The organism is Brasilonema octagenarum UFV-OR1 (assembly GCF_963888615.1).
Taxonomy (GTDB): domain Bacteria; phylum Cyanobacteriota; class Cyanobacteriia; order Cyanobacteriales; family Nostocaceae; genus Brasilonema; species Brasilonema sennae.
The window spans coordinates 1-18669 of record NZ_CAWPKW010000020.1; the positions used below are offsets into that span (position 1 = coordinate 1).

An 18669-nucleotide genomic window follows, 5' to 3' on the forward strand; every position below is an offset into this window, starting at 1 on the left:
AGATTTTTGCGTAGCGAAAAGCGAGGGTGAGGTTTTGAGCGATTCGGTATGTACACGGTAGATGATATAAGTCCTAATGCTACTGTGTACAGATAAGTGCTCGAATTAGCCAAAATCTTGGAACCTCACCCTGCCCTGTCGGGCATCCCTCTCCGCGAGTTCGCAGAGGGAAAGATTTTTGCGTAGCGAAAAGCGAGGGTGAGGTTTTGAGCGATTCGGTATGTACAGGAAGGAACAAGAAACATCTTCTAAACTACAATACTCACCTACCGTAATAAACCCTAGCATTACCAAATCTTGAATCCTTGCGCAGATAGCTATTCCATTCTTCTGCCTCCCAACGCTTGACAAAAGGTCCAATTGCTATATGTGGTCCTCGCGGTTCAAGTCTGGGGATGACGTATACATTTGAACCTGGGTAAACATTTCGTCCTAGGTAGCTTCTAATCTCGTTTCTATAGTAGGGTAACTCTTTCGAGTTTGCAGGAAAAACGACATAGTAGTAACTAGATCGTCTACCAGAGTCGCCTCTACCATAATCATCTCTATAATCGCCTCTGCCAGAATTATAGGGAACGTCGGGTTCATTCCGTCCGTTCTGTTCGTTATAGACAACTTGATTGCTAGAAACAACTCTTGCAGAATATACGCCGTCAGATTCCAGTTGTCTGGCTAGGCTTCTCGCTCCTTCTCTTGTCCTGAAAGCACCTACTTGAATGACGGAACGTCTTCCAAACCGCTGTCTAAAAGCATTTCTTGGAATCAGACGTGTTCCTCGTCTTAGTCCATAATCATTTTCACTAATATACACTTTATAGGGAACAGAAACACGGTTAGATCCATAAGAAGGTGCTTCAAATTCAACAGAACGTTGGGACGATGTATTCACCTCAGGAACTGTATAACCTTGTGAACCGAACGGTACTGCTGGTAGTTCGTTTGAAGGTGCAGGCGGAACACCATCATACACTGATCGCTGTGCGATGAAAACTTCGCTAGGATTGACTTGGGCATATGCTAGGTTAGATTGAGATAAAAAAACTAACCATCCTCCTAAGAGCAAACGCAAAATCAAAGATGGTTGGCTCAATTTAATAAATGCCATAATCTGATTCGGTATTGCACTGACCATATTATTATTAGCAACAAATTAGTAGCAAAATTTTTAATGATTTTCTTGACTAAAAAATGACCGAGTGATTTAATCCAAAATCTAGAACACCCTGATTTATGTAGTTATTTTATACAATAAGCGAACTATTTTATGAACAAAATTGTAGTTGGTCTTTCTGGAGGCGTTGACAGTTCTGCCGCAGCAGCCATTTTGCACCATCAAGGCTATGAAGTGATTGGCTTAACCCTTTGGTTGATGAAAGGGAAAGGTCAGTGTTGCTCTGAAGGTATGATTGATGCAGCTTATATCTGTGAACAGCTAGGTGTTCCCCATCATATTGTTGATATTCGGGACGTCTTTCAAACTAATATCATTGATTACCTGGTAGATGGTTACAGTACTGGGATCACTCCTTTGCCTTGTTCACAATGTAATAAAACTGTAAAATTTGGTCCGATGTTGCAATACGCGCGGGAAAATTTGGAGTGCGATCGCATTGCCACTGGTCATTATGCTCGCATTCAACATGACCCCGCTACTGGACGCTACCAATTGCTGCGTGCATTTGATCGCAACAAAGACCAGTCCTACTTTCTCTATGATTTGTCGCAAGAGTTACTTGCAGGAAGTGTATTTCCACTAGGAGAGTTACAAAAAAGCGAAACTCGTCGTCTGGCTGATGAATACAAGTTGAAAACAGCAGATAAGCCAGAAAGCCAAGACTTATGCTTGGTGGAAAGTAACGGCTCAATGCGAGCGTTTCTGGATAAGTATCTTGCGCCGAAAAAAGGAGATATTGTTGATACTTCAGGCAAGATTCTGGGTGAGCATGATGGTGTCCATCATTACACAATTGGGCAACGTAAAGGTATAGGTATTGCCGCAGCTGAACCACTGTATGTGATTGCATTGGATGCAGTGAATAACAGGGTGATTGTGGGCGATCGCACCAAAGTAACCGAACCAGAATGTACTGTAGAAAGGGTTAATTGGGTATCCATTGCTGAACCATCAACTCCCATTCTGGCGGAAGTTCAAATTCGCTATCGTTCCACTCCTGTACCAGTCACAGTTATTCCCTTAGAAAACTCTCGTGTTCGCTTAGTGTTTGATGAACCTCAATTCAGCATTACTCCCGGACAAGCTGCTGTGTGGTACGAAGGGGAGAAGGTGTTAGGTGGTGGGATAATTGAGCAAACAGTGAACAGTGAACAGTGAACACTTCGACAAGCTCAGTGCATCGCAGTGAACAACGGGTGGACGAGTCTGTTTCCTACCTGATAACTGATAACTCATAACTGATAACTGTTTCAACCCTGTGCAGAAAGTGGAATTTTAATGATGAGCTCAGTCCCTTCTCCAAGAGTAGAGATACAGTCCAACTGACCACCGTGTTTTTCAACAACAATTTGGTAGCTAATAAACAGTCCCAATCCAACTTTTTTACTGATAGATTTAGTGCTGAAGAAGGGCTGGAATATTTGCTGCTTGACTTCCTCAGTCATACCAGATCCGTTGTCTGCAATGCGAATGACTACATCAGTAAGAGAATCTGACATCTGGGTTTCGATTCGGATCACCAAGCTTGGGTATTGATCTTGAGGGTTCTGCTTTTGTTTTGTCTCAACAGTTGACTTGCTATTTTTCATTTTCTCCTCAAGAGCATCGATTGCATTAGTGAGGATGTTTATGAAAACCTGTTTAAGTGGCTCAACATAGCACTCCACCAAAGTAAGTCTTCCATATTTCTGAACCAGAGTAATACTTTGACTGTGTATGTAAGGTTTCAGACGACTTTCTAAAACAAGCAGAGCACTATCAATATTGTCATGGATGTCAGCTGCTTTTTTCTCAGATTTATCAAGGTAGGAAAAACTTTGCAACGAGTGGACAATCTGCCACATCTGCTGGGACTCACTCTTGATAGAGGTTAGGAGATTGGGGAGTTCAGCTTTTAAAAAATCCAGTTCAGTTTGCTTGAGCGCAGTTTGAATTTCTGCTGCGGGTTCAGGATAGTAGCGTTGGTAGAGGTTAATGAGTTGAAGTAGCTTTTGAATATGACGGTTAGCATGGATAAGGTTACCAGCGATAAAGATGACGGGTTTGTTGATTTGCTCGACAATACCAGCAACGAGTTGTCTCAAGGCAGCTACTTTTTGATTCTTTTCTTTTTTTACTGATTGGTTATATTTGTGCTCAAGCTCACGTAGATTTGTACTGGCTATTTTGGATTGTTCTTCTACCTGTTGTAGTTGGGCAAGTGTTGAGACATAAATTTGCGAGTAGGCTAGGAGTAAGGTTTGAAAATCGATTAATCGATGCTTTCCAGAAGCATTAGTCACTAAAATCGGCTCATAAAGAAATTCAGGCGTTTGCTGTAGTGCCAATTGGGTTGCTTGTATAATGGGCGTCTCCTCATCAAGTGTGAAAACCACTTGCTTGAGGATTCTGTAGAGAGTTTCCACAGGTCGCTGAGAATATAAGTCTAAACTATAATTTTGGCTCATTTTCTCAAAAAACCTCCGCCGCGAGATCATCCCAACATAGAGTTGATTCGTTGTTAAAATCACTCCTGGCAACAAAGGCTCTTCCTCAAAACACTTAATCAAGTTGCTTGCTGGATGAGATAATTCAAAGCAAATCTCCCAATGTTGTAACTGTTGTAAAGTTAACTCAGATGCCAACTTGCTATCATTAGCATTCGTAAAGACTCGATTGGTCAAAACGAATGTAGTCGCCATATTCTTAATCCTTTACTCTTCAACCAAGGTTTATGGTGGTATTTTACACAGTGGTAGCAAACCGTAAAAATATTAATAGGAGAAAAAGCTGAACTGCTGAAAAGCTTGTAAACAATGAGATCAGGACTCAGGATAGATGCTCGGTTAAATGAAAGCGTTACTTACGCAATTTCTGAATTTTATGTTGTGTCCTAGCAGTTAATGACTTTGCGCCAAAGAGCCTTGGGCTGTGGTGCTAAACGAAGTTGTTGCTGAGCTTGCACTGAGCGGCGTCGAAGTGCGCAGCCGAAGCATCGTTATAGCCGGAGACCTACAGCGAAATTGTGAAAAAAACTACTTTACCTGAACTCTGCCGTCAATAACGGTATTTAAGAAGATTCTACACCAACTTTAGAAACTTCTCTCAGAATCTGCGAAACGGAAAATGATAAGTTAATACATAGATTAAAAAAAAATGTAGTTATCGCAAACAAAGGACAGCCTTGAGTTATCATTACGATGGCATAGCCCCTCACGGTGGGCAATTGGTGAATCGCATCGCTACACCTGAGCAAAAACAAGTATTTCTTTCAAAAGCCGACTTTTTACCGCGAGTTCAACTTAATGAACGAGCAGTATCAGATTTGCAAATGATTGCAATTGGTGGTTTTAGTCCACTAACTGGTTTTATGAACCAGGAGGATTATAACGGCGTTGTTGCTCAAATGCGACTCGCCAACGGTACTGTTTGGTCAATTCCCGTTACACTTTCGGTGAGTGAAGAAGTCGCCGCTTCCTTAAAAGAAGGTGATTTGATTCGCTTAGATAATCCTGCTGGTGAATATATCGGAGTATTAGAACTAACACAAAAATATCACTACGACAAGACCCGTGAAGCGGTTCATGTTTATCGAACCAATGATTCAAGGCATCCTGGTGTACAGGTAGTTTACAACCAAGGTTCTGTAAATTTAGCAGGTGATGTGTGGTTATTAGAACGCAAATCTCATCCTCTGTTTCCAAAATACCAAGTTGATCCCGTCGAGTCTCGGCAGGTGTTTCAGCAATTGGGCTGGAAAACTGTTGTTGGGTTCCAAACTCGCAACCCGATCCACCGCGCTCATGAATATATCCAAAAGTGCGCCCTAGAAATTGTGGATGGTCTATTTTTGCACCCATTGGTAGGAGCGACAAAAGAAGATGACATCGCCGCAGATGTGCGAATGCGCTGTTACGAAATTTTGATGGAAAAATACTACCCACATAACCGCGTCCTTTTAGCAATTAATCCCTCGGCTATGCGTTATGCTGGTCCTCGGGAGGCAATTTTCCATGCTTTGATTCGCAAGAACTACGGCTGCACTCACTTTATCGTCGGACGGGATCATGCTGGCGTAGGAAATTACTACGGCACTTATGATGCTCAGTACATCTTTGATGAGTTTAAGCCGGAAGAATTGGGCATTGTACCGATGATGTTTGAACACGCCTTTTACTGTCTGCGTACCCAGCAAATGGCGACAGATAAAACAAGTCCTAGTCTTCCAGAAGAACGGATTCATCTTTCAGGAACAAAAGTGCGGGAAATGCTGCGCCGAGGCGAGTTACCTCCACCAGAATTTACTCGTCCAGAAGTGGCGACAGAATTGGCACGGGCAATGCGAGTAGCAGTTCATACTTACGATATTTAAACCATACAAAAGGTAGATAATAAAGTGTAAAAAGTTGCTTTACACTCAGACCTCAGACCTTTAAGCTATAGCTGATGGACTGAGGTCTGATAGTTAACTAACTTAAGTTATGAAGCGGCGAACCTTTTTACAAAGTTTTGGCTCTATATTTGGGGTGTTGAGTGCGATTGAAACTGGGTGGTTGACATTAGGAAGCCGCTATTATCAAGCTTTAGCACAATCTGCACCGCGTAAATTGGCTTTATTAGTCGGGATTAATCAGTACCCACAATCTCCAGCTTTGAGCGGTTGTTTAACTGATGTGGAACTTCAAAGGGAACTTTTGATTCACCGCTTTGGTTTCCAACCCTCTGATATTATCTCGTTAACTAATGAACAAGCGACTAGAATTGCCATTCAGACAACTTTTTTTGAGCATCTGGTTAACCAAGCAAAACCTGATGATGTAGTTGTCTTCCACTATAGTGGCTATGGCAGTCGTGTCACATTAGAAATGCAAGAAACAGAGCAAAACGCTCTTGTTTTATTTAATCAGACAGATGGACAAGAAAGTAAAAAAGTCAACTATTTATTAGAAGAAACTCTGTTGCTGATGTTGCGATCGCTTGCCACAAAGCATGTAGCAGCAGTCTTAGATACAAGCTACTATACTCCCTCCACCTCTTTATTAACAAACCTAAAAATTCGCGCCCTCCCACAACCAGAACAAGCCATCTTGTTACCAGAAGAACTTGAGTTGCAAAAACAGCTACAAGCAAAAGTCAAGAGTGAAAAGTCAGTTATAGTGCTTTGCGCAACCTCTACCCCCAAGGAATTCGCAAGGGAGGAGCAGTTTTCTGGTTTTAGTGCGGGATTATTTACTTATGCTTTAACCCAGTATTTATGGCAAGCCATACCAGCAACAACAATTCAAGTCTGTTTGTCTTATGTGGCAGGTTCTATTCAGCAGTTAGGTAGTACAAAACAGCAACCAGCTTTATTGCTAGATAGCAAAAGTCAGCTTTCTCGTACACCGATTGGAAATATTTTGCTTCCAAACAGCGCCTGTGCAGAAGGAGTGGTTACAGGAGTGGAGGACAATGGAAAAACAACCACTATCTGGCTAGGAGGACTACCTCCACAAGTACTGGAATACTACGGAGTCAATTCACGATTCACGATCATTACAAAAGAAGGATCGAACATACAGCTGATTTTGAAATCGCGTGCTGGGTTAACAGCAAAAGCGCAAATTTTGAGTTCTGATGGTACAACATCTCCCCAAGTCGGACAACTTGTTCAGGAAGCTGTGCGAGTTATACCCCGAAATATTGGTTTAACAGTCGCCCTGAATGGACTCGAAAGAATTGAACGAGTGGATGCAACAAGTGCCTTTTCAACCGCCACCCATTTACTAAGCGTAGTCACCGGAGAACAACCAGCAGATTATTTGTTTGGGAGAGTACCTGAAGCGAATAACAAAGATTTAGCAGCGACAAACTCTACAGCTGCGTCTTCGAGTCCTTACGGTTTATTCTCTGTTGGTGGCGAGTTAATTCCAAGCAATGGTGGAGAAGCTAAAGAAGCAGTGAAGGTGGCTGCACAGCGGTTAAAACCAAAACTAGGAACTTTACTGGCGGCAAAATTATGGGGACTAACACAAAATACAGGATCTTCTCGCTTGGGGATTAAGGCAACATTAGAGATCATAGGTTCTTTAACACCTAGGGCAGTCATACAACGAGAAACACTGCCAAACCAAACCACTCAAACATCAAACAACAAGTCATTCAATCCTGAACTTGGTGATATTCCCATTGTCAGCGTTGGCAGTAAGATACAGTATCGAGTGGAAAACAAGAGCTCGCGCCCTGTTTATCTGATGCTGCTAGGATTAAATAGCAGTAGAACTGCGATCGCCTTGGTGCCCTGGTACAAAGATACTGAAGCAGACTCATCGCAAACCAAACTAGTCGCCAAAGATATAGTTATCTCCCCAGGAGAAACTTTAACAGTACCACAAACGACTTCAGGTTTTGAATGGGTTGTGCAAGCACCAACTTCCTTAAGTGAAACCCAACTTATTTTTAGTACTGCACCTTTTACCCAGTCCCTCGCTGCTTTAGAAGCTGCTAAGTATCCCAAAGCAGAACAGCACCGTATTCAGCCCTTGACAAACCCCCTAGAAGTCGTACAAGCTGTTCTACAAGATTTACATAATGCCAGTGCAATCAAGGATACGAACACTACAACGACTGATTCCTATATATTGGATGTGAATCATTGGGCAAGTCTTAGTTTTGTTTATCAGGTGGTTGAACAAAATTGCTAGCTTTCAGGCTTGCATTAAGTTTTTCCTCTGCCTGACGAACAATATATAGCAGGGAACGCTTAAGAGGGAACAAACTTGAAAGTCTCTTGGTGACGGTGTTTTCTGATTAGTTCGTGTCCTAATCTACCTGGCGACTGCTATATGTGCTGGTATTAAAATTAATCTCATCTCCAAGAGTTAATTCTCTTTATCTGAACAAAAAGAACCCAGAACACAGTTGTCAGAACGGGCTGGGTTCTGAGTTCTTTTTTAACTAATGTTCTCCCAAAAACTCTCGTATGTAATGATTGACTAATTGAGGCTGTTCCTGCTGTACCCAATGGCTACAGTTAGGAATATATCTGATTTGAAAATTTTTCACATAAGCTTGAGTGCCGTAGGTTAATTCTTTACCAAGGGCAGTATCGTTTTCTCCCCAAATCATCAACGTTGGTACTTCCAAAACGCCCCAACTTTGATTAACTATTCTTTGTTGAAAAATGTTGCGATAATAGCTCAACATTGCTGTCAAAGCACCACGTTTGGCAGCAGCATCTTTGTAAGCATCAAGATCCGCTTGAGTGAAAGCACTTTTGTTGATCGCCATACCTTGAAATGCATTTTCAATCAGTTGATAATCCAAGGATTGTATGAGGAATTCCGGTATTCCTGGTAATTGAAAAAAGAATATATACCAGCTACGTAGCAACTGTTGAGGAGTGCGTAAGCCTTCGGCAAATTTAGCGGGATGAGGCAGATTGAGTACAATTAAACGCTCTAGCATTTGGGGATGAGAGTAAGCAAAATTCCAGGCGATCGCACCACCCCAATCATGTCCCAGCAAAATACATTTTTCGTATCCCAATCCTTTAATAAGTGCCTCAACATCTCTAACAAATTCATCCATCACATAGGCTGACTGGTTCTTAGGTTTTTCGCTGTCGTTATAGCCACGCAAGTCAAGGGCAACCACTTTAAAGTTTTGGGCAAATTCTGGTATTTGATATCGCCATGAGTACCAAAACTCAGGAAAGCCATGCAACATTACTATTAAAGGACCATTCCCTTGAGTAACGTAATGCAATTTCACGCCGTTTGCAGTGATATACTTATGCTGCCATGAACCTTCTAGTACAGACATAATTTATACTCTTCTAGTTAGATAATGGAACTCTGAATACAAGTATTAATAATAACTAATATCGGAAAATTATTCATATGAAATAAAAACTTGAAAAGAAAATCAGTTTTCAATCATTCTTAATTCAATAATTGATAACTCCTCTCTTGATAGATGTATGTGTGGGAGAAAATCTGCTAAATACTTAGCCATGATTAAATCCAACTCTTATGACACACCAACTCACACATCATCATTCTTTATGGATTGAGAGACTAGCCAGATTTGGTTATATATCTAAAGGAATAGTTTACGCGCTCGTTGGACTATTGGCAGCGCAGGCGGCATTTAGCAGTGGTGGTAAAATAACTGATACTAAAGGCGCTCTCCGGGAAATTGTCAATCAGCCATTTGGAGAGTTTTTACTAGCTTTAGTGGCAATTGGACTAATTGGATACGTAATTCTTCGTTTTGTACAGGCAATAAACGACCCAGAAAATAAAGGGACAGATGCTAAAGGTTTGGTACAGCGAGTTGGTTATGTAATCAATGGTTTGATCTATGCTGGTATTGCTTGGAGTGCTGTGCAGATTATTCTCGGTTCTAACAGTGGTGGTAACAGTAACTCTAGACAAGATTGGACAGCAAGATTACTTTCTCAGCCTTTTGGTCAATGGTTAGTTGGTGCTGGGGGGGCGTTTGTTATTGGTTTGGGTTTCTATCAGTTCTATCAAGCCTTTAGTAGTAAGTTTCTGAGAAATTTAAATTTGAATGAATTGGACGATTCAGAACGCAAGTTAGTAATGGGTATTTCTAGATTTGGTTTAGTAGCCCGAGGAATAGTCTTCTGTATTACTGGTTGGTTTTTAATTCAAGCAGCAACTCAGTCTGACGCTAGTCAAGCAGGAGGTTTAAGTGAGGTGTTACAGACACTAGCACAACAACCTTATGGTCCTTGGCTTTTGGGTATCGTGGCGCTGGGTTTAGTTGCCTATGGTGTTTACATGGTAATTCAGGCACGCTATCGTCGGGTAGTCACACGTTGAAAAGTGTATGGCAAAAGTAGAAATACGCGGTGTCTGGTTACCTACAACAGATAGCAAAGTTTTCAATTCCCGAGAAAACATTGCACAAGCTATGGATTTCCTCGCCCAGACAGGATTTAATGTTGTCTTCCCTGTTGTCTGGAACAAAGGGGCGACAATGTATCCTAGTCAATTGATGCATCAAACCTTTAATACAGAAATCAACCCACAGTTTGTAGGACGCGATCCTTTGGCGGAAGTCGTTACAGAGGCGCGGCGGGTGGGGTTAAAAATCATTCCTTGGTTTGAATATGGATTCGCCAGTTCCTACAATTTAAATGGTGGACAACTGCTGGCAAAAAAACCTGAATGGACTGCCCGTGATAGTCAAGGGAATTTGTTGAAAAAAAATGGCTTTGAGTGGCTCAATGCCCTTGATCCAGAAGTTCAAGATTTCATGTTAAATATAATATTGGAAGTCGTAAAAAATTATGATGTAGATGGTATCCAAGGTGATGACCGTCTGCCTGCATTCCCTAGTGAAGGCGGCTATGACAGAGAAACTCAAGAACGCTATCGTCAGCAGTTTGGTGAGAATCCGCCAAAAAACTTCAAAGATGGAAGATGGTTGCAGTGGCGTGCCGATATTCTCACTGAATTTCTTGCCCGCCTTTATCAAGAAGTCAAAGCGATTAATTCTAACCTGTTAATATCAATAACTCCGAATATTCACGACTGGGCATATAAAGAATACTTACAAGACTCGCCCACTTGGTTGAAACGAGGGCTAGTAGATATGATCCATCCCCAAATCTATCGTCGTGATTTTCTCTCTTATAAAAGCATTATTGATAAATTAGTAAACGAGCAATTCACAGATAATACTCTATCCAAGTTAGCACCAGGAATTCTGATGAAAATTGGTTCTTACCGGATAAGTTCACAGCACTTATTGCAGGCTATTGAGTATAACCGTGATTGTGGAATTTCTGGGGAAGTCTTCTTTTTCTACGAAGGTTTACGAGAAGAAAACAACGCCTTAGCTGAGGTGTTGCGAAAAGGTCCTTATGCCCAGTCTGCTGTATTTCCTTCTCTGTTAGATTTAAATCAAGATAGAGTGAGCAAGAAAAGATCTTCTATTGGGCAGCGGTTACTGAGGTTTTTGAAAAATATTGTTTGAAGAATCTTGTTTCTATCATGTCCGCTTCATTACTAATTAAGCCATGATATTATTAATCAAAATAAGGGCAAACATTTTTCATAAATTGAGTCATACTTTCTTTAACTTCTTCGTTATTGTGATTAAAGAAGTCAAACCAAAGCATAAGACGATCTTCTGGATGAAAGCGTTCTCGTATTTGTTGAACGATATCCTCTGGAGTTCCAACTAGTGCATTGTTTGTAGCTTTGATGATCTTTTGTGGGTCAAGCGTTCCCTCAATTGCTTGCCAATATGCGTGCAGCGCTTGATTGGCTCTCTCACGAGCTATTGCCCGTCTTTGAGCAATAGACTTTTTGGGAGTATTATCGATAAAAACCAAAACGGTGCGTGGCATATACCAACGTTGCCATTCCCCTCCATCTGGATGAAATTTGGTTTTCATGCGTCGATGAGTTTCTTCAATGTGTGCTTCAGGCGTGATGGAAAGGTTAAAAACTCTACAAGGCAAAATAGTATTTGCCAACTCCTGAGTTGTAGGGTTATGAGAACCAATAATTAACCGCAACAGATTGAGAGATGCTTGAGCAGGGATAATACCAATACGGTCAAAATTCCAGAAAGGGGGAATTTCGATCTGGTTCACTTCTTTACCATATGCCTGAAGAACTTTTGACCATTCCTGATCGCTGTTGAAGTCTTCACGTTTGATAATTTTGGATCTGACATCCTGTGATGATAAAATATCACCTCTGAGAAAGCGTAGGAAAATTTCGGTGGCTTCTTGAAAAAGTTTTACCCTGATTATATGCCAAGCTGCTTTTTCGACAGCAGAACGGGGAACGATGCCATAAGCAGCACTGGAAAAGGGAAAACGTCCAGTGGCAAAACCGAGGTGAATAAGACGATTTTCAGCTTCGTCTAACTCATGAAGAGTGAGAAATGTTTTCACGGCTTCAGCATGAGCTATCGGACCACCGTTGACAAGGATATTGCGAATGGCTGAACCTACGTGAATGCGTTTTGTAAGAGCAAAAATTCTATGGGCTAACTGGAGAATATCGGTATTGAGACCAATCTCGCTTTTGAAATTGGGAATAACGGGATTTGGATTATGCTTTTGAACTTCACATGAAAGATGACTCTCTGCCACCCAAGCTATTTCGTAACCAAGCTCGTCTGCATGGCTCACTTGGTCAAAGAAATTATGGAACATGGTACGTTCATTGGGAAGGTAACCGCTAATCTCTGTTTGGCAGATGGAGAAGAAGACATCAAACTTCATAGAAATTCCTTTAGTCTATTCGTCTGTGGAGTTTTAGACTAGTAGGACATAATTTCTAAAAACCGTGTTTTCATCCCTCATGGTACTTGCGTTGAATAAGCGTTTTACAGAAAACAAAAATACGGGTTTTAACGATTAAGGACTACTAGTTTTCGCTGCGAAAGACTGTAGCACACCGGAAAGCACCCTCGTCAGGATGGCGGCGGTAAGATACAGCGTATCTTCGCGTCCCAGTAATTTGTGAAGTAAGACACAGACTGGAATAAACAGCAATGCCGTTAAACCAAAGACAAACCAAGTTAAAATCAGTAATTCATGATGTCGCTTTTTTGCTGGGTTTTCTGAACCAGTGCGTTCCACCGTGCCTTTAAGCGATGGACAGGAAAAACGCCACAGACATACAGATGACTTCAACAGTAACAAAATTCATTTTTTAGGAGCGATCGCATGGAATATAAATTGCAAGTGGAAAAAGATATTGAAACTCTTAAAAACGATTTACCAACACTTTTTCAAAACGATATTTCCTACGACATCTACACACGAGATATTTACTTTCAAGATCCTGTCAACAAATTTAAAGGAAAATTGAACTATCGCATTATCTTTTGGACTTTACGATTTCATGCTCAGCTATTTTTTACGAGAATCTACTTTGACTTACATGAAGTCTATCAGTCAGCCGAAGACATAATTTTGGCTAAGTGGACAGTCAGGGGCGTTTTGCGCGTTCCTTGGAAAGCTGGAGTGTTTTTCAACGGCTATTCAACTTACAAACTCAATCAAGAGGGTTTAATTTACGAACATATCGACACTTGGGATCGCAAACCAGGTGAGGTTTTGCAGCAATTCTTCCGCAAGGGAGCAGATATGAGCGATAAAAATTCTATGAAGTTCTCAAGTTGACACTATCCTGCTTTTTTGTGTTACTCAGTATTCTTCACGGCAATGCCGTGTCTCAAGTAGACATACAAAGCCCTTCGGAGTTTACTTTTAGTGAGCCGTAACCGTCTAAGGGCTAAATTAAGAACATCTTCATGGAGAATTGGTAGAAATTTACAGAGAATGCTATAACATGAAAAAGTTTATGAAGATCATTTCATACCAATTCCCCATAGAAAATTGGTATAAACCTCATAACATCTTCTGTAATTTCCTGGTAGCTCGGACAATTAGTTGAATAAAAATTAAGTGCTGTTACTTTAAGGAGAATCGAAATGAAACTTAGCGACGATCTGTTAAACCCTAGTAAAAAGAATATGGTTGTGGCTGACTGCACCAAGTTGATGGATCAGCAAGTTGCTTCAATGCAAGGGGTTTCTGGTCTGGCTTTTAAAGCCGGTTACACAGCCATAAAGGGGTTTGCGCCTAATTATTGTGCTGACGCCGTTGCAATGCTTCTGCCACAATCATTGACGGCAATTGATCCCATTTGGAGTGAGGGCATACAGTCAGGCAACCCAGTCCAACACCTCACCCAGAACAGTTCTCGTACAGCGGATGCAATACTCAGCATTACCGACGCAAAAATAGAAAAAAGCAACAATAAGGCTTTGCGAGGTGTATATGATAAACTCCGCAATTCAGCTAAGAAGCATGTGGAAGAGGCGGTACCTGGCTTAGCTAAGATAATTGATAACCATACTAAGAACTGAGTAGGTATTAAGTAGTTATCAATAAGATTGGGGTTTTCCCCCCAATCTCAATGATTTGCAAAGCTTGGATTCAGTTATACCAAATAGATACCAAGAGCATTCTCAAACTATACGCTTACATGCTTTACAGTTAACAAGCGAAATTAGACAAAGCACTCACAAGTAAAACTTCCATGCAACCCATAAGGAATATGGTGCTTGAGATGCAATCTAGCGATAGGCCCTTTGTGGAAATCTTTGGCATCTAAAATCACCACATCTGAGCGATGGTACTCGGAATCATAAACCAAAGCCAGCACCCAACCATCATCTTCGCTTTGAGAGTTTGGACGTGGAACAAAAATAGGTTCACTAGCAAATCCACCCGGTGCAGCACTCCAAAGTTGTTGTTTTCCTGACTCCAAATCCACTTTCAGAAATGCTTGCAATGGAGCATTACCAGTCTCTGCATGAGCTGCACCCATATATAAATAACGATATGGGCGACCAACGTTTTGTTGATGTAAGGTGGGAAATTCACAACACCGATTGATCAACAACTCTTGCTGCACTGTTTGATCCTTGGGATTAAGATGAAAACGCCATAATTGTGCTGGCTTGAGAGCATCGAAATCTACTTGTCGAAAATCACTTTGCGGTTGTACTTCTGGGAGAGATTCGTAGCAAAGTGAGTCAATAACAATTTCATCTTCCCGCTCAATTGCATTGACATGGTGGAAGACAAAGCCGGTTCGCGTTTCTATAATTTTAACTCCCTTTTGTTTCGGGTTACGCGAAATGATGATAATGCGAGTGGGTTGTTCTGGCTGAAACTTAATACATTCCCCTGCACCACGCATTCCCAATACAAAAGGTATGGGATTAAAGCTGACAGGATTTTGAAAGAATATACAGTAATTGGGGGTAATGGCAAAATCGTGGATAAAGGCGAATCCTGGAACGCTATGGGCGTGCTGTCGTACAACCTTACCCTCAGTGTTTAGCTCAAAAATTGTAATCGTGCTGGATAATCCCGGTTTGATAGAAAAGTTGACAAGGCTTGGCGCACCATTATCTTGAGCACTACTAAAGTCAACGCGGGGATGGGCAGAAAATGCTTCACCTTCTGACAACACACCGTTAAAGTATTCTTTGCCCAAAGTTTCTAAAGTGTAGGGATCAAGACGATAAGGCTCAGCGGCTTCCCACAGTGCTAGCAGTTTACCGCCCCAATAAATCACATTAGTATTGGCAATATTTTTGAGTTTGAAATCTAAAGCATTAGCCAGCCAACCACCGGGTTTTTGGGTTCCAAAAACACCTCGATACAGGATTTTGCCAGCTTTTTGTTCTTCCAAATACTCTTGAGTACGGACAAAGCGGTTGCGGAAGTGAGCACGACCATTGGAGAAGGTGATACGACTAATCATCCCATCTCCATCAAAAGGGTGATGAATCCGTTGCCCTTTGATATTTAACAAACCAGGACCATTTCTAAACAGCGTACCATGCAGTTCCTGCGGAATTTGTCCTTCTACATCATCAATCCAATAATCAAATTCTTGCTCTAGGGATTCATATCCTCTTTGCCAATCTCCACGATTGTAGGGTTTTGCTGGAACTGTAGAAGCTTGATCGTAAAGTTGAAAACTTTGCATGTCAATTCTGGACTTGAAATTTTGAATTGGAAATCTTGGATTTTTGATTAGGAACACAAGAGCGGTTAGCTGTTCTTTTTTAGTAGATTTTACCAACGACTAACCACTCTGTTGCTATTCAATTGGTTGTTCAGACTCTGGTTGTTGTACTATCAACTCAGATATGAATTCAGATAAAAACACTCTTTGTTAAAGCTGGTTGTTATGGTGGTGTCAAAGCTGGCTGTGAAGTTGGTGTTGTTGGTGTATCAGTTTGAGAGTCAGCAGCAGGAAGCCAGTTGATGAATAGCAATGGTAGCAGTCTGGTGAGGTTAGAAATGATGACCAACACCCACAAACTATTAAAATTAGTTTCGGTAATTCCCAGCCAATACATCAACACTGCCCCGAATTGGTGTGAAATTAGTCCTCCCAAGTTGCTCACCGACATTAACAGGGCAAATAAAGTCGCTTCCACTCCAGGCGGACAAAGCCTCGCCGCTAATACCAAAAATGGCATATAAGCTATTCGCCCCATCACAGTTAAAATTATGCTATCACCAAGACTAAACCAGTGGTCATCTATACCCAAAGCACGGTTAGTATGAGTCACTAACACCAGCATGGTCATTCCTAATACTGCTGAGAGGGCAATAGTCCAAGCAAAAATGATGCGAAAGGGAACGGTTTTAAGAAAACGTTGAAAAATCCAAACACCAACAAGCAAAGCAATGCTTGTCACCAAGTGTACACGTCCCAAAAATTCTGGTTCAAAGTGCAGTTCGTTGGTTGCGAAGAAGAAAAAAGCTGATTCACTAGTTGGTGTAGCCTGCCAAAGAAAGATAAATGCTGCTGGTAACCAAATTGCTTTTTGACTAACGGCTGCGCGTAGTTCTTGCAGTTGATGCCTAACTGACACGAAATCTGAATCATCATCAATGCTTGCGTCTTTACTCACAGGGGATTCAGCAATCAACCAAGCCGCAACAGACACCAGAAGCGGGAATGAAGCAGTAATCCAAAAGATCGTCCGGGTGGTGAAATACTCTAGGAGTATACCGCTGAGGTAAGCTGTTATCAACCCTCCTAAGGCTGAAGCAACCCAACACAAGGATTGGAGAGAACCTGCTTGTGCTTGTGATTCACCTCTTACCCTTTGGACAACCAATGAGTCAACAATCACATCACTGACAGCAACAGACAGAGAACTAAGTGCGATCGCGATCGCAGCGCCTATGGCTGTGTGAACTATTGTTGCCAGACTTATCCAAGAAATCGCTCCTAATATCCCAGACAGAATTAGGTATGGACGCCGTCGGTAACCGAATATAGGCAAGCCATCGGAGAGAAAACCAAACAGTGGCTTGAGTATCCAAGGTAGACTAACTACGCCAAATAAAGCTGCAACTTGAACCGGAGTGAGCAAGAGTTCATCTTTCAAGAAAAAGCTGACAGCAAGACGCGCCAGCCCTAAAATGCCTTGAACAAAGTAAACGGTAAGAATTCCCAGTAACTCAGGAGTAGGTTCATAACCTAAAAAAACTTTTTCCCTGACTGAGTTTTTGACCTTGGACAAGGCAGAGGAGGAAACCAGCATTGATAAACAATCTTTAAGATTTATCTACTTTTACATATCATATCGATTTTTTCGTGATGGGAGCGTCGGGAGTGTATCACCCACTCATAATCGCTCTTTTAATTTGGCTGTGAGTTCATGCTGCTGTTGGATATTTCCAGCAATCAAGATAAGGATTTTTCCAACCAGAACAGTACCCCAGTTGATGATCACAACACCTGTCTTGGTTTTCTCGTTGAACTCAATATCACTCAAATCAAGCTTTTCAAGTGAGCGATATTGCGTTTTAAACATTTCGCAACTCCAACTAGGGATATTGAGCTTTTTGGCAATACCTGTGGGATATGATGCGCCATTGAAGCGTGGATTGCACTCGATTGCCAGATAACGCGTTTCGTTTGTTGCATCTTCCACGACTGCAACATCAAAAGCAAAGATTTCTTTTATACCACGTTGCGTTATCCACTCAGCTATTGGTTCAACGGTTTCCCAAGGTTGATGCTTACTAGGATAACGATTGCCGATATGGGCGTAACCATCAAGAATTTGAGAAGTGATGGCAAGACGTTGAAGTTTTGACCCTTCCACAGAGTATTGCACATTTAAAAAGGATAAAGTTGCAACTTCTTCTTGAATTTGCAAAGGTATTTCATCGGGAAACGTTTTGATAACTTCGTCAAGCTGTTGTTGATTTTCACATCGGCTAATTCCAACACCATTCACGGAAATAGCAGTTTTCAAATAACACGGGTAGGGAAATTTAGAGAAATCTTTGATAGCAGCTTTGTTTTCAAAACAAAACGTTAGAGGAACGCTGACTCCAAGTTCTTGTGCAAGTTGTATAAAGTTATTCTTGGAGTTTATAAATTTCACTGTGTTCAACCAGTCGGAATCTATCTGGCGAAACCTATCTTCATCACAACCGACTTTACTTGTAGCATTGCCGAAGAAAAAAAGGGAAACGTTATATTGAGGATAGTCTTCCAATATTTTGTATGAAACATCCCAAATGATATTTGTGCTATGGCTTAAGCCTATTCGTCTGTAATGTTCGGTAATAATATTCCATTGTGACTTTAAATCGGGACACAACTGAATAATATCCTCTGGTTCAGTCAAGCCTAGCACCCTACCAGAATAAAGATGATTACCGATCAAACGCTGATCGGTGCAGACCATAATGTCATGGTTGAAAATTTTATGGCTAGTCACTTTATTAATTTCTTTTGTTAAGTTAACTGAAAACGATGAGAAAATAAGCTGTCGTGCTTAAAGATTGCACATTATCGTTTGAGATCTGTTGACAGTTGACAGTTGACACTTAACCGTTATCAGGAGCCAGCGCCGTGGGCGGTGAGACCACTGCTGCGGGAGGGGAGCCACTGCGTTGGAGAGCCAGTACTGCAGGAGGGTCTCCC

15 protein-coding genes are annotated in these 18669 nt (G+C 41.5%); 7 read left to right on the top strand and 8 right to left on the bottom strand.

Annotated elements, in window-relative coordinates; all coding sequences use genetic code 11:
• Positions 1-262 precede the first annotated feature (262 nt).
• Positions 263-1105, bottom strand: coding sequence for an SPOR domain-containing protein (locus AC5590_RS00915; protein WP_169267923.1), 843 nt, complete (start codon positions 1103-1105; stop codon positions 263-265).
• A gap of 159 nt (positions 1106-1264) precedes the next feature.
• On the opposite strand from AC5590_RS00915, the gene mnmA reads away from it, so the two are divergent.
• Positions 1265-2332: a tRNA 2-thiouridine(34) synthase MnmA gene (mnmA, locus tag AC5590_RS00920; RefSeq protein ID WP_169267924.1), complete on the top strand. Its 1068-nt coding sequence runs from the start codon at positions 1265-1267 to the stop codon at positions 2330-2332.
• Positions 2333-2424: 92 nt separating this feature from the next.
• Here the strand turns inward: mnmA and AC5590_RS00925 are convergent, their stop codons facing one another.
• Positions 2425-3855, bottom strand: coding sequence for an ATP-binding protein (locus tag AC5590_RS00925; protein WP_169267925.1), 1431 nt, complete (start codon positions 3853-3855; stop codon positions 2425-2427).
• A gap of 482 nt (positions 3856-4337) precedes the next feature.
• On the opposite strand from AC5590_RS00925, the gene sat reads away from it, so the two are divergent.
• Positions 4338-5525 (top strand): sulfate adenylyltransferase, encoded by a 1188-nt coding sequence (gene sat, locus AC5590_RS00930; RefSeq protein WP_169267926.1) that lies wholly within the window; start codon positions 4338-4340, stop codon positions 5523-5525.
• Between the two features lie 109 nt (positions 5526-5634).
• A complete protein-coding gene (locus AC5590_RS00935; protein WP_169267927.1) occupies positions 5635-7836 on the top strand; it encodes a caspase family protein in 2202 nt (733 codons plus the stop codon).
• Positions 7837-8089: 253 nt separating this feature from the next.
• Here AC5590_RS00935 and AC5590_RS00940 read toward each other — a convergent pair whose 3' ends face one another.
• Positions 8090-8956 (bottom strand): alpha/beta fold hydrolase, encoded by an 867-nt coding sequence (locus AC5590_RS00940; RefSeq protein WP_169267928.1) that lies wholly within the window; start codon positions 8954-8956, stop codon positions 8090-8092.
• Positions 8957-9165: 209 nt separating this feature from the next.
• Here AC5590_RS00940 and AC5590_RS00945 point away from each other — a divergent pair, with 209 nt between their 5' ends.
• A complete protein-coding gene (locus tag AC5590_RS00945) occupies positions 9166-9981 on the top strand; it encodes a DUF1206 domain-containing protein (protein ID WP_169267929.1) in 816 nt (271 codons plus the stop codon).
• A gap of 7 nt (positions 9982-9988) precedes the next feature.
• A complete protein-coding gene (locus AC5590_RS00950; RefSeq protein WP_169267930.1) occupies positions 9989-11140 on the top strand; it encodes a glycoside hydrolase family 10-like protein in 1152 nt (383 codons plus the stop codon).
• A 52-nt stretch (positions 11141-11192) separates the two neighbouring features.
• Here the strand turns inward: AC5590_RS00950 and AC5590_RS00955 are convergent, their stop codons facing one another.
• Both AC5590_RS00955 and AC5590_RS00960 read right to left on the bottom strand, forming a co-directional pair.
• Positions 11193-12404 carry an LLM class flavin-dependent oxidoreductase gene (locus AC5590_RS00955; protein ID WP_169267931.1) on the bottom strand — a complete coding sequence of 404 codons (1212 nt, stop codon included), beginning with the start codon at positions 12402-12404 and terminating at the stop codon, positions 11193-11195.
• 135 nt (positions 12405-12539) lie between these two features.
• The gene (locus AC5590_RS00960; RefSeq protein WP_211178692.1) at positions 12540-12827 is read right to left on the bottom strand and encodes a DUF4386 family protein; all 288 of its coding nucleotides are present in this window, start codon (positions 12825-12827) and stop codon (positions 12540-12542) included.
• 24 nt (positions 12828-12851) lie between these two features.
• Between AC5590_RS00960 and AC5590_RS00965 the strand changes: the two genes are divergently transcribed.
• Both AC5590_RS00965 and AC5590_RS00970 read left to right on the top strand, forming a co-directional pair.
• The gene (locus tag AC5590_RS00965) at positions 12852-13310 is read left to right on the top strand and encodes a C6orf136 family protein (RefSeq protein WP_169267932.1); all 459 of its coding nucleotides are present in this window, start codon (positions 12852-12854) and stop codon (positions 13308-13310) included.
• A 311-nt stretch (positions 13311-13621) separates the two neighbouring features.
• Positions 13622-14059: a DUF6918 family protein gene (locus AC5590_RS00970; protein WP_169267933.1), complete on the top strand. Its 438-nt coding sequence runs from the start codon at positions 13622-13624 to the stop codon at positions 14057-14059.
• A 143-nt stretch (positions 14060-14202) separates the two neighbouring features.
• Here the strand turns inward: AC5590_RS00970 and AC5590_RS00975 are convergent, their stop codons facing one another.
• From AC5590_RS00975 to AC5590_RS00985, 3 genes are all read right to left on the bottom strand, one after another.
• Complete coding sequence (locus tag AC5590_RS00975) at positions 14203-15696, bottom strand: carotenoid oxygenase family protein (RefSeq protein WP_169267934.1); 1494 nt, start codon at positions 15694-15696, stop codon at positions 14203-14205.
• A 202-nt stretch (positions 15697-15898) separates the two neighbouring features.
• Complete coding sequence (locus AC5590_RS00980) at positions 15899-17272, bottom strand: folate/biopterin family MFS transporter (protein WP_169267935.1); 1374 nt, start codon at positions 17270-17272, stop codon at positions 15899-15901.
• Positions 17273-17356: 84 nt separating this feature from the next.
• Positions 17357-18430, bottom strand: coding sequence for an ATP-grasp domain-containing protein (locus AC5590_RS00985; RefSeq protein WP_169267936.1), 1074 nt, complete (start codon positions 18428-18430; stop codon positions 17357-17359).
• Between the last annotated feature and the right edge of the window lie 239 nt (positions 18431-18669).

Excerpts from the sequence above, each read along its gene's own strand:
- AC5590_RS00950 (WP_169267930.1), top strand. The coding sequence starts at position 9,989 with ATGGCAAAAGTAGAAATACGCGGTGTCTGGTTACCTACAACAGATAGC.
- AC5590_RS00985 (WP_169267936.1), bottom strand. The coding sequence starts at position 18,430 with ATGGTCTGCACCGATCAGCGTTTGATCGGTAATCATCTTTATTCTGGT.
- AC5590_RS00980 (WP_169267935.1), bottom strand. The coding sequence starts at position 17,272 with ATGCTGGTTTCCTCCTCTGCCTTGTCCAAGGTCAAAAACTCAGTCAGG.
- AC5590_RS00955 (WP_169267931.1), bottom strand. The coding sequence starts at position 12,404 with ATGAAGTTTGATGTCTTCTTCTCCATCTGCCAAACAGAGATTAGCGGT.
- AC5590_RS00975 (WP_169267934.1), bottom strand. The coding sequence starts at position 15,696 with ATGCAAAGTTTTCAACTTTACGATCAAGCTTCTACAGTTCCAGCAAAA.
- AC5590_RS00925 (WP_169267925.1), bottom strand. The coding sequence starts at position 3,855 with ATGGCGACTACATTCGTTTTGACCAATCGAGTCTTTACGAATGCTAAT.
- AC5590_RS00940 (WP_169267928.1), bottom strand. The coding sequence starts at position 8,956 with ATGTCTGTACTAGAAGGTTCATGGCAGCATAAGTATATCACTGCAAAC.
- AC5590_RS00945 (WP_169267929.1), top strand. The coding sequence starts at position 9,166 with ATGACACACCAACTCACACATCATCATTCTTTATGGATTGAGAGACTA.
- AC5590_RS00970 (WP_169267933.1), top strand. The coding sequence starts at position 13,622 with ATGAAACTTAGCGACGATCTGTTAAACCCTAGTAAAAAGAATATGGTT.
- AC5590_RS00935 (WP_169267927.1), top strand. The coding sequence starts at position 5,635 with ATGAAGCGGCGAACCTTTTTACAAAGTTTTGGCTCTATATTTGGGGTG.
- AC5590_RS00915 (WP_169267923.1), bottom strand. The coding sequence starts at position 1,105 with ATGGCATTTATTAAATTGAGCCAACCATCTTTGATTTTGCGTTTGCTC.
- AC5590_RS00965 (WP_169267932.1), top strand. The coding sequence starts at position 12,852 with ATGGAATATAAATTGCAAGTGGAAAAAGATATTGAAACTCTTAAAAAC.
- mnmA (WP_169267924.1), top strand. The coding sequence starts at position 1,265 with ATGAACAAAATTGTAGTTGGTCTTTCTGGAGGCGTTGACAGTTCTGCC.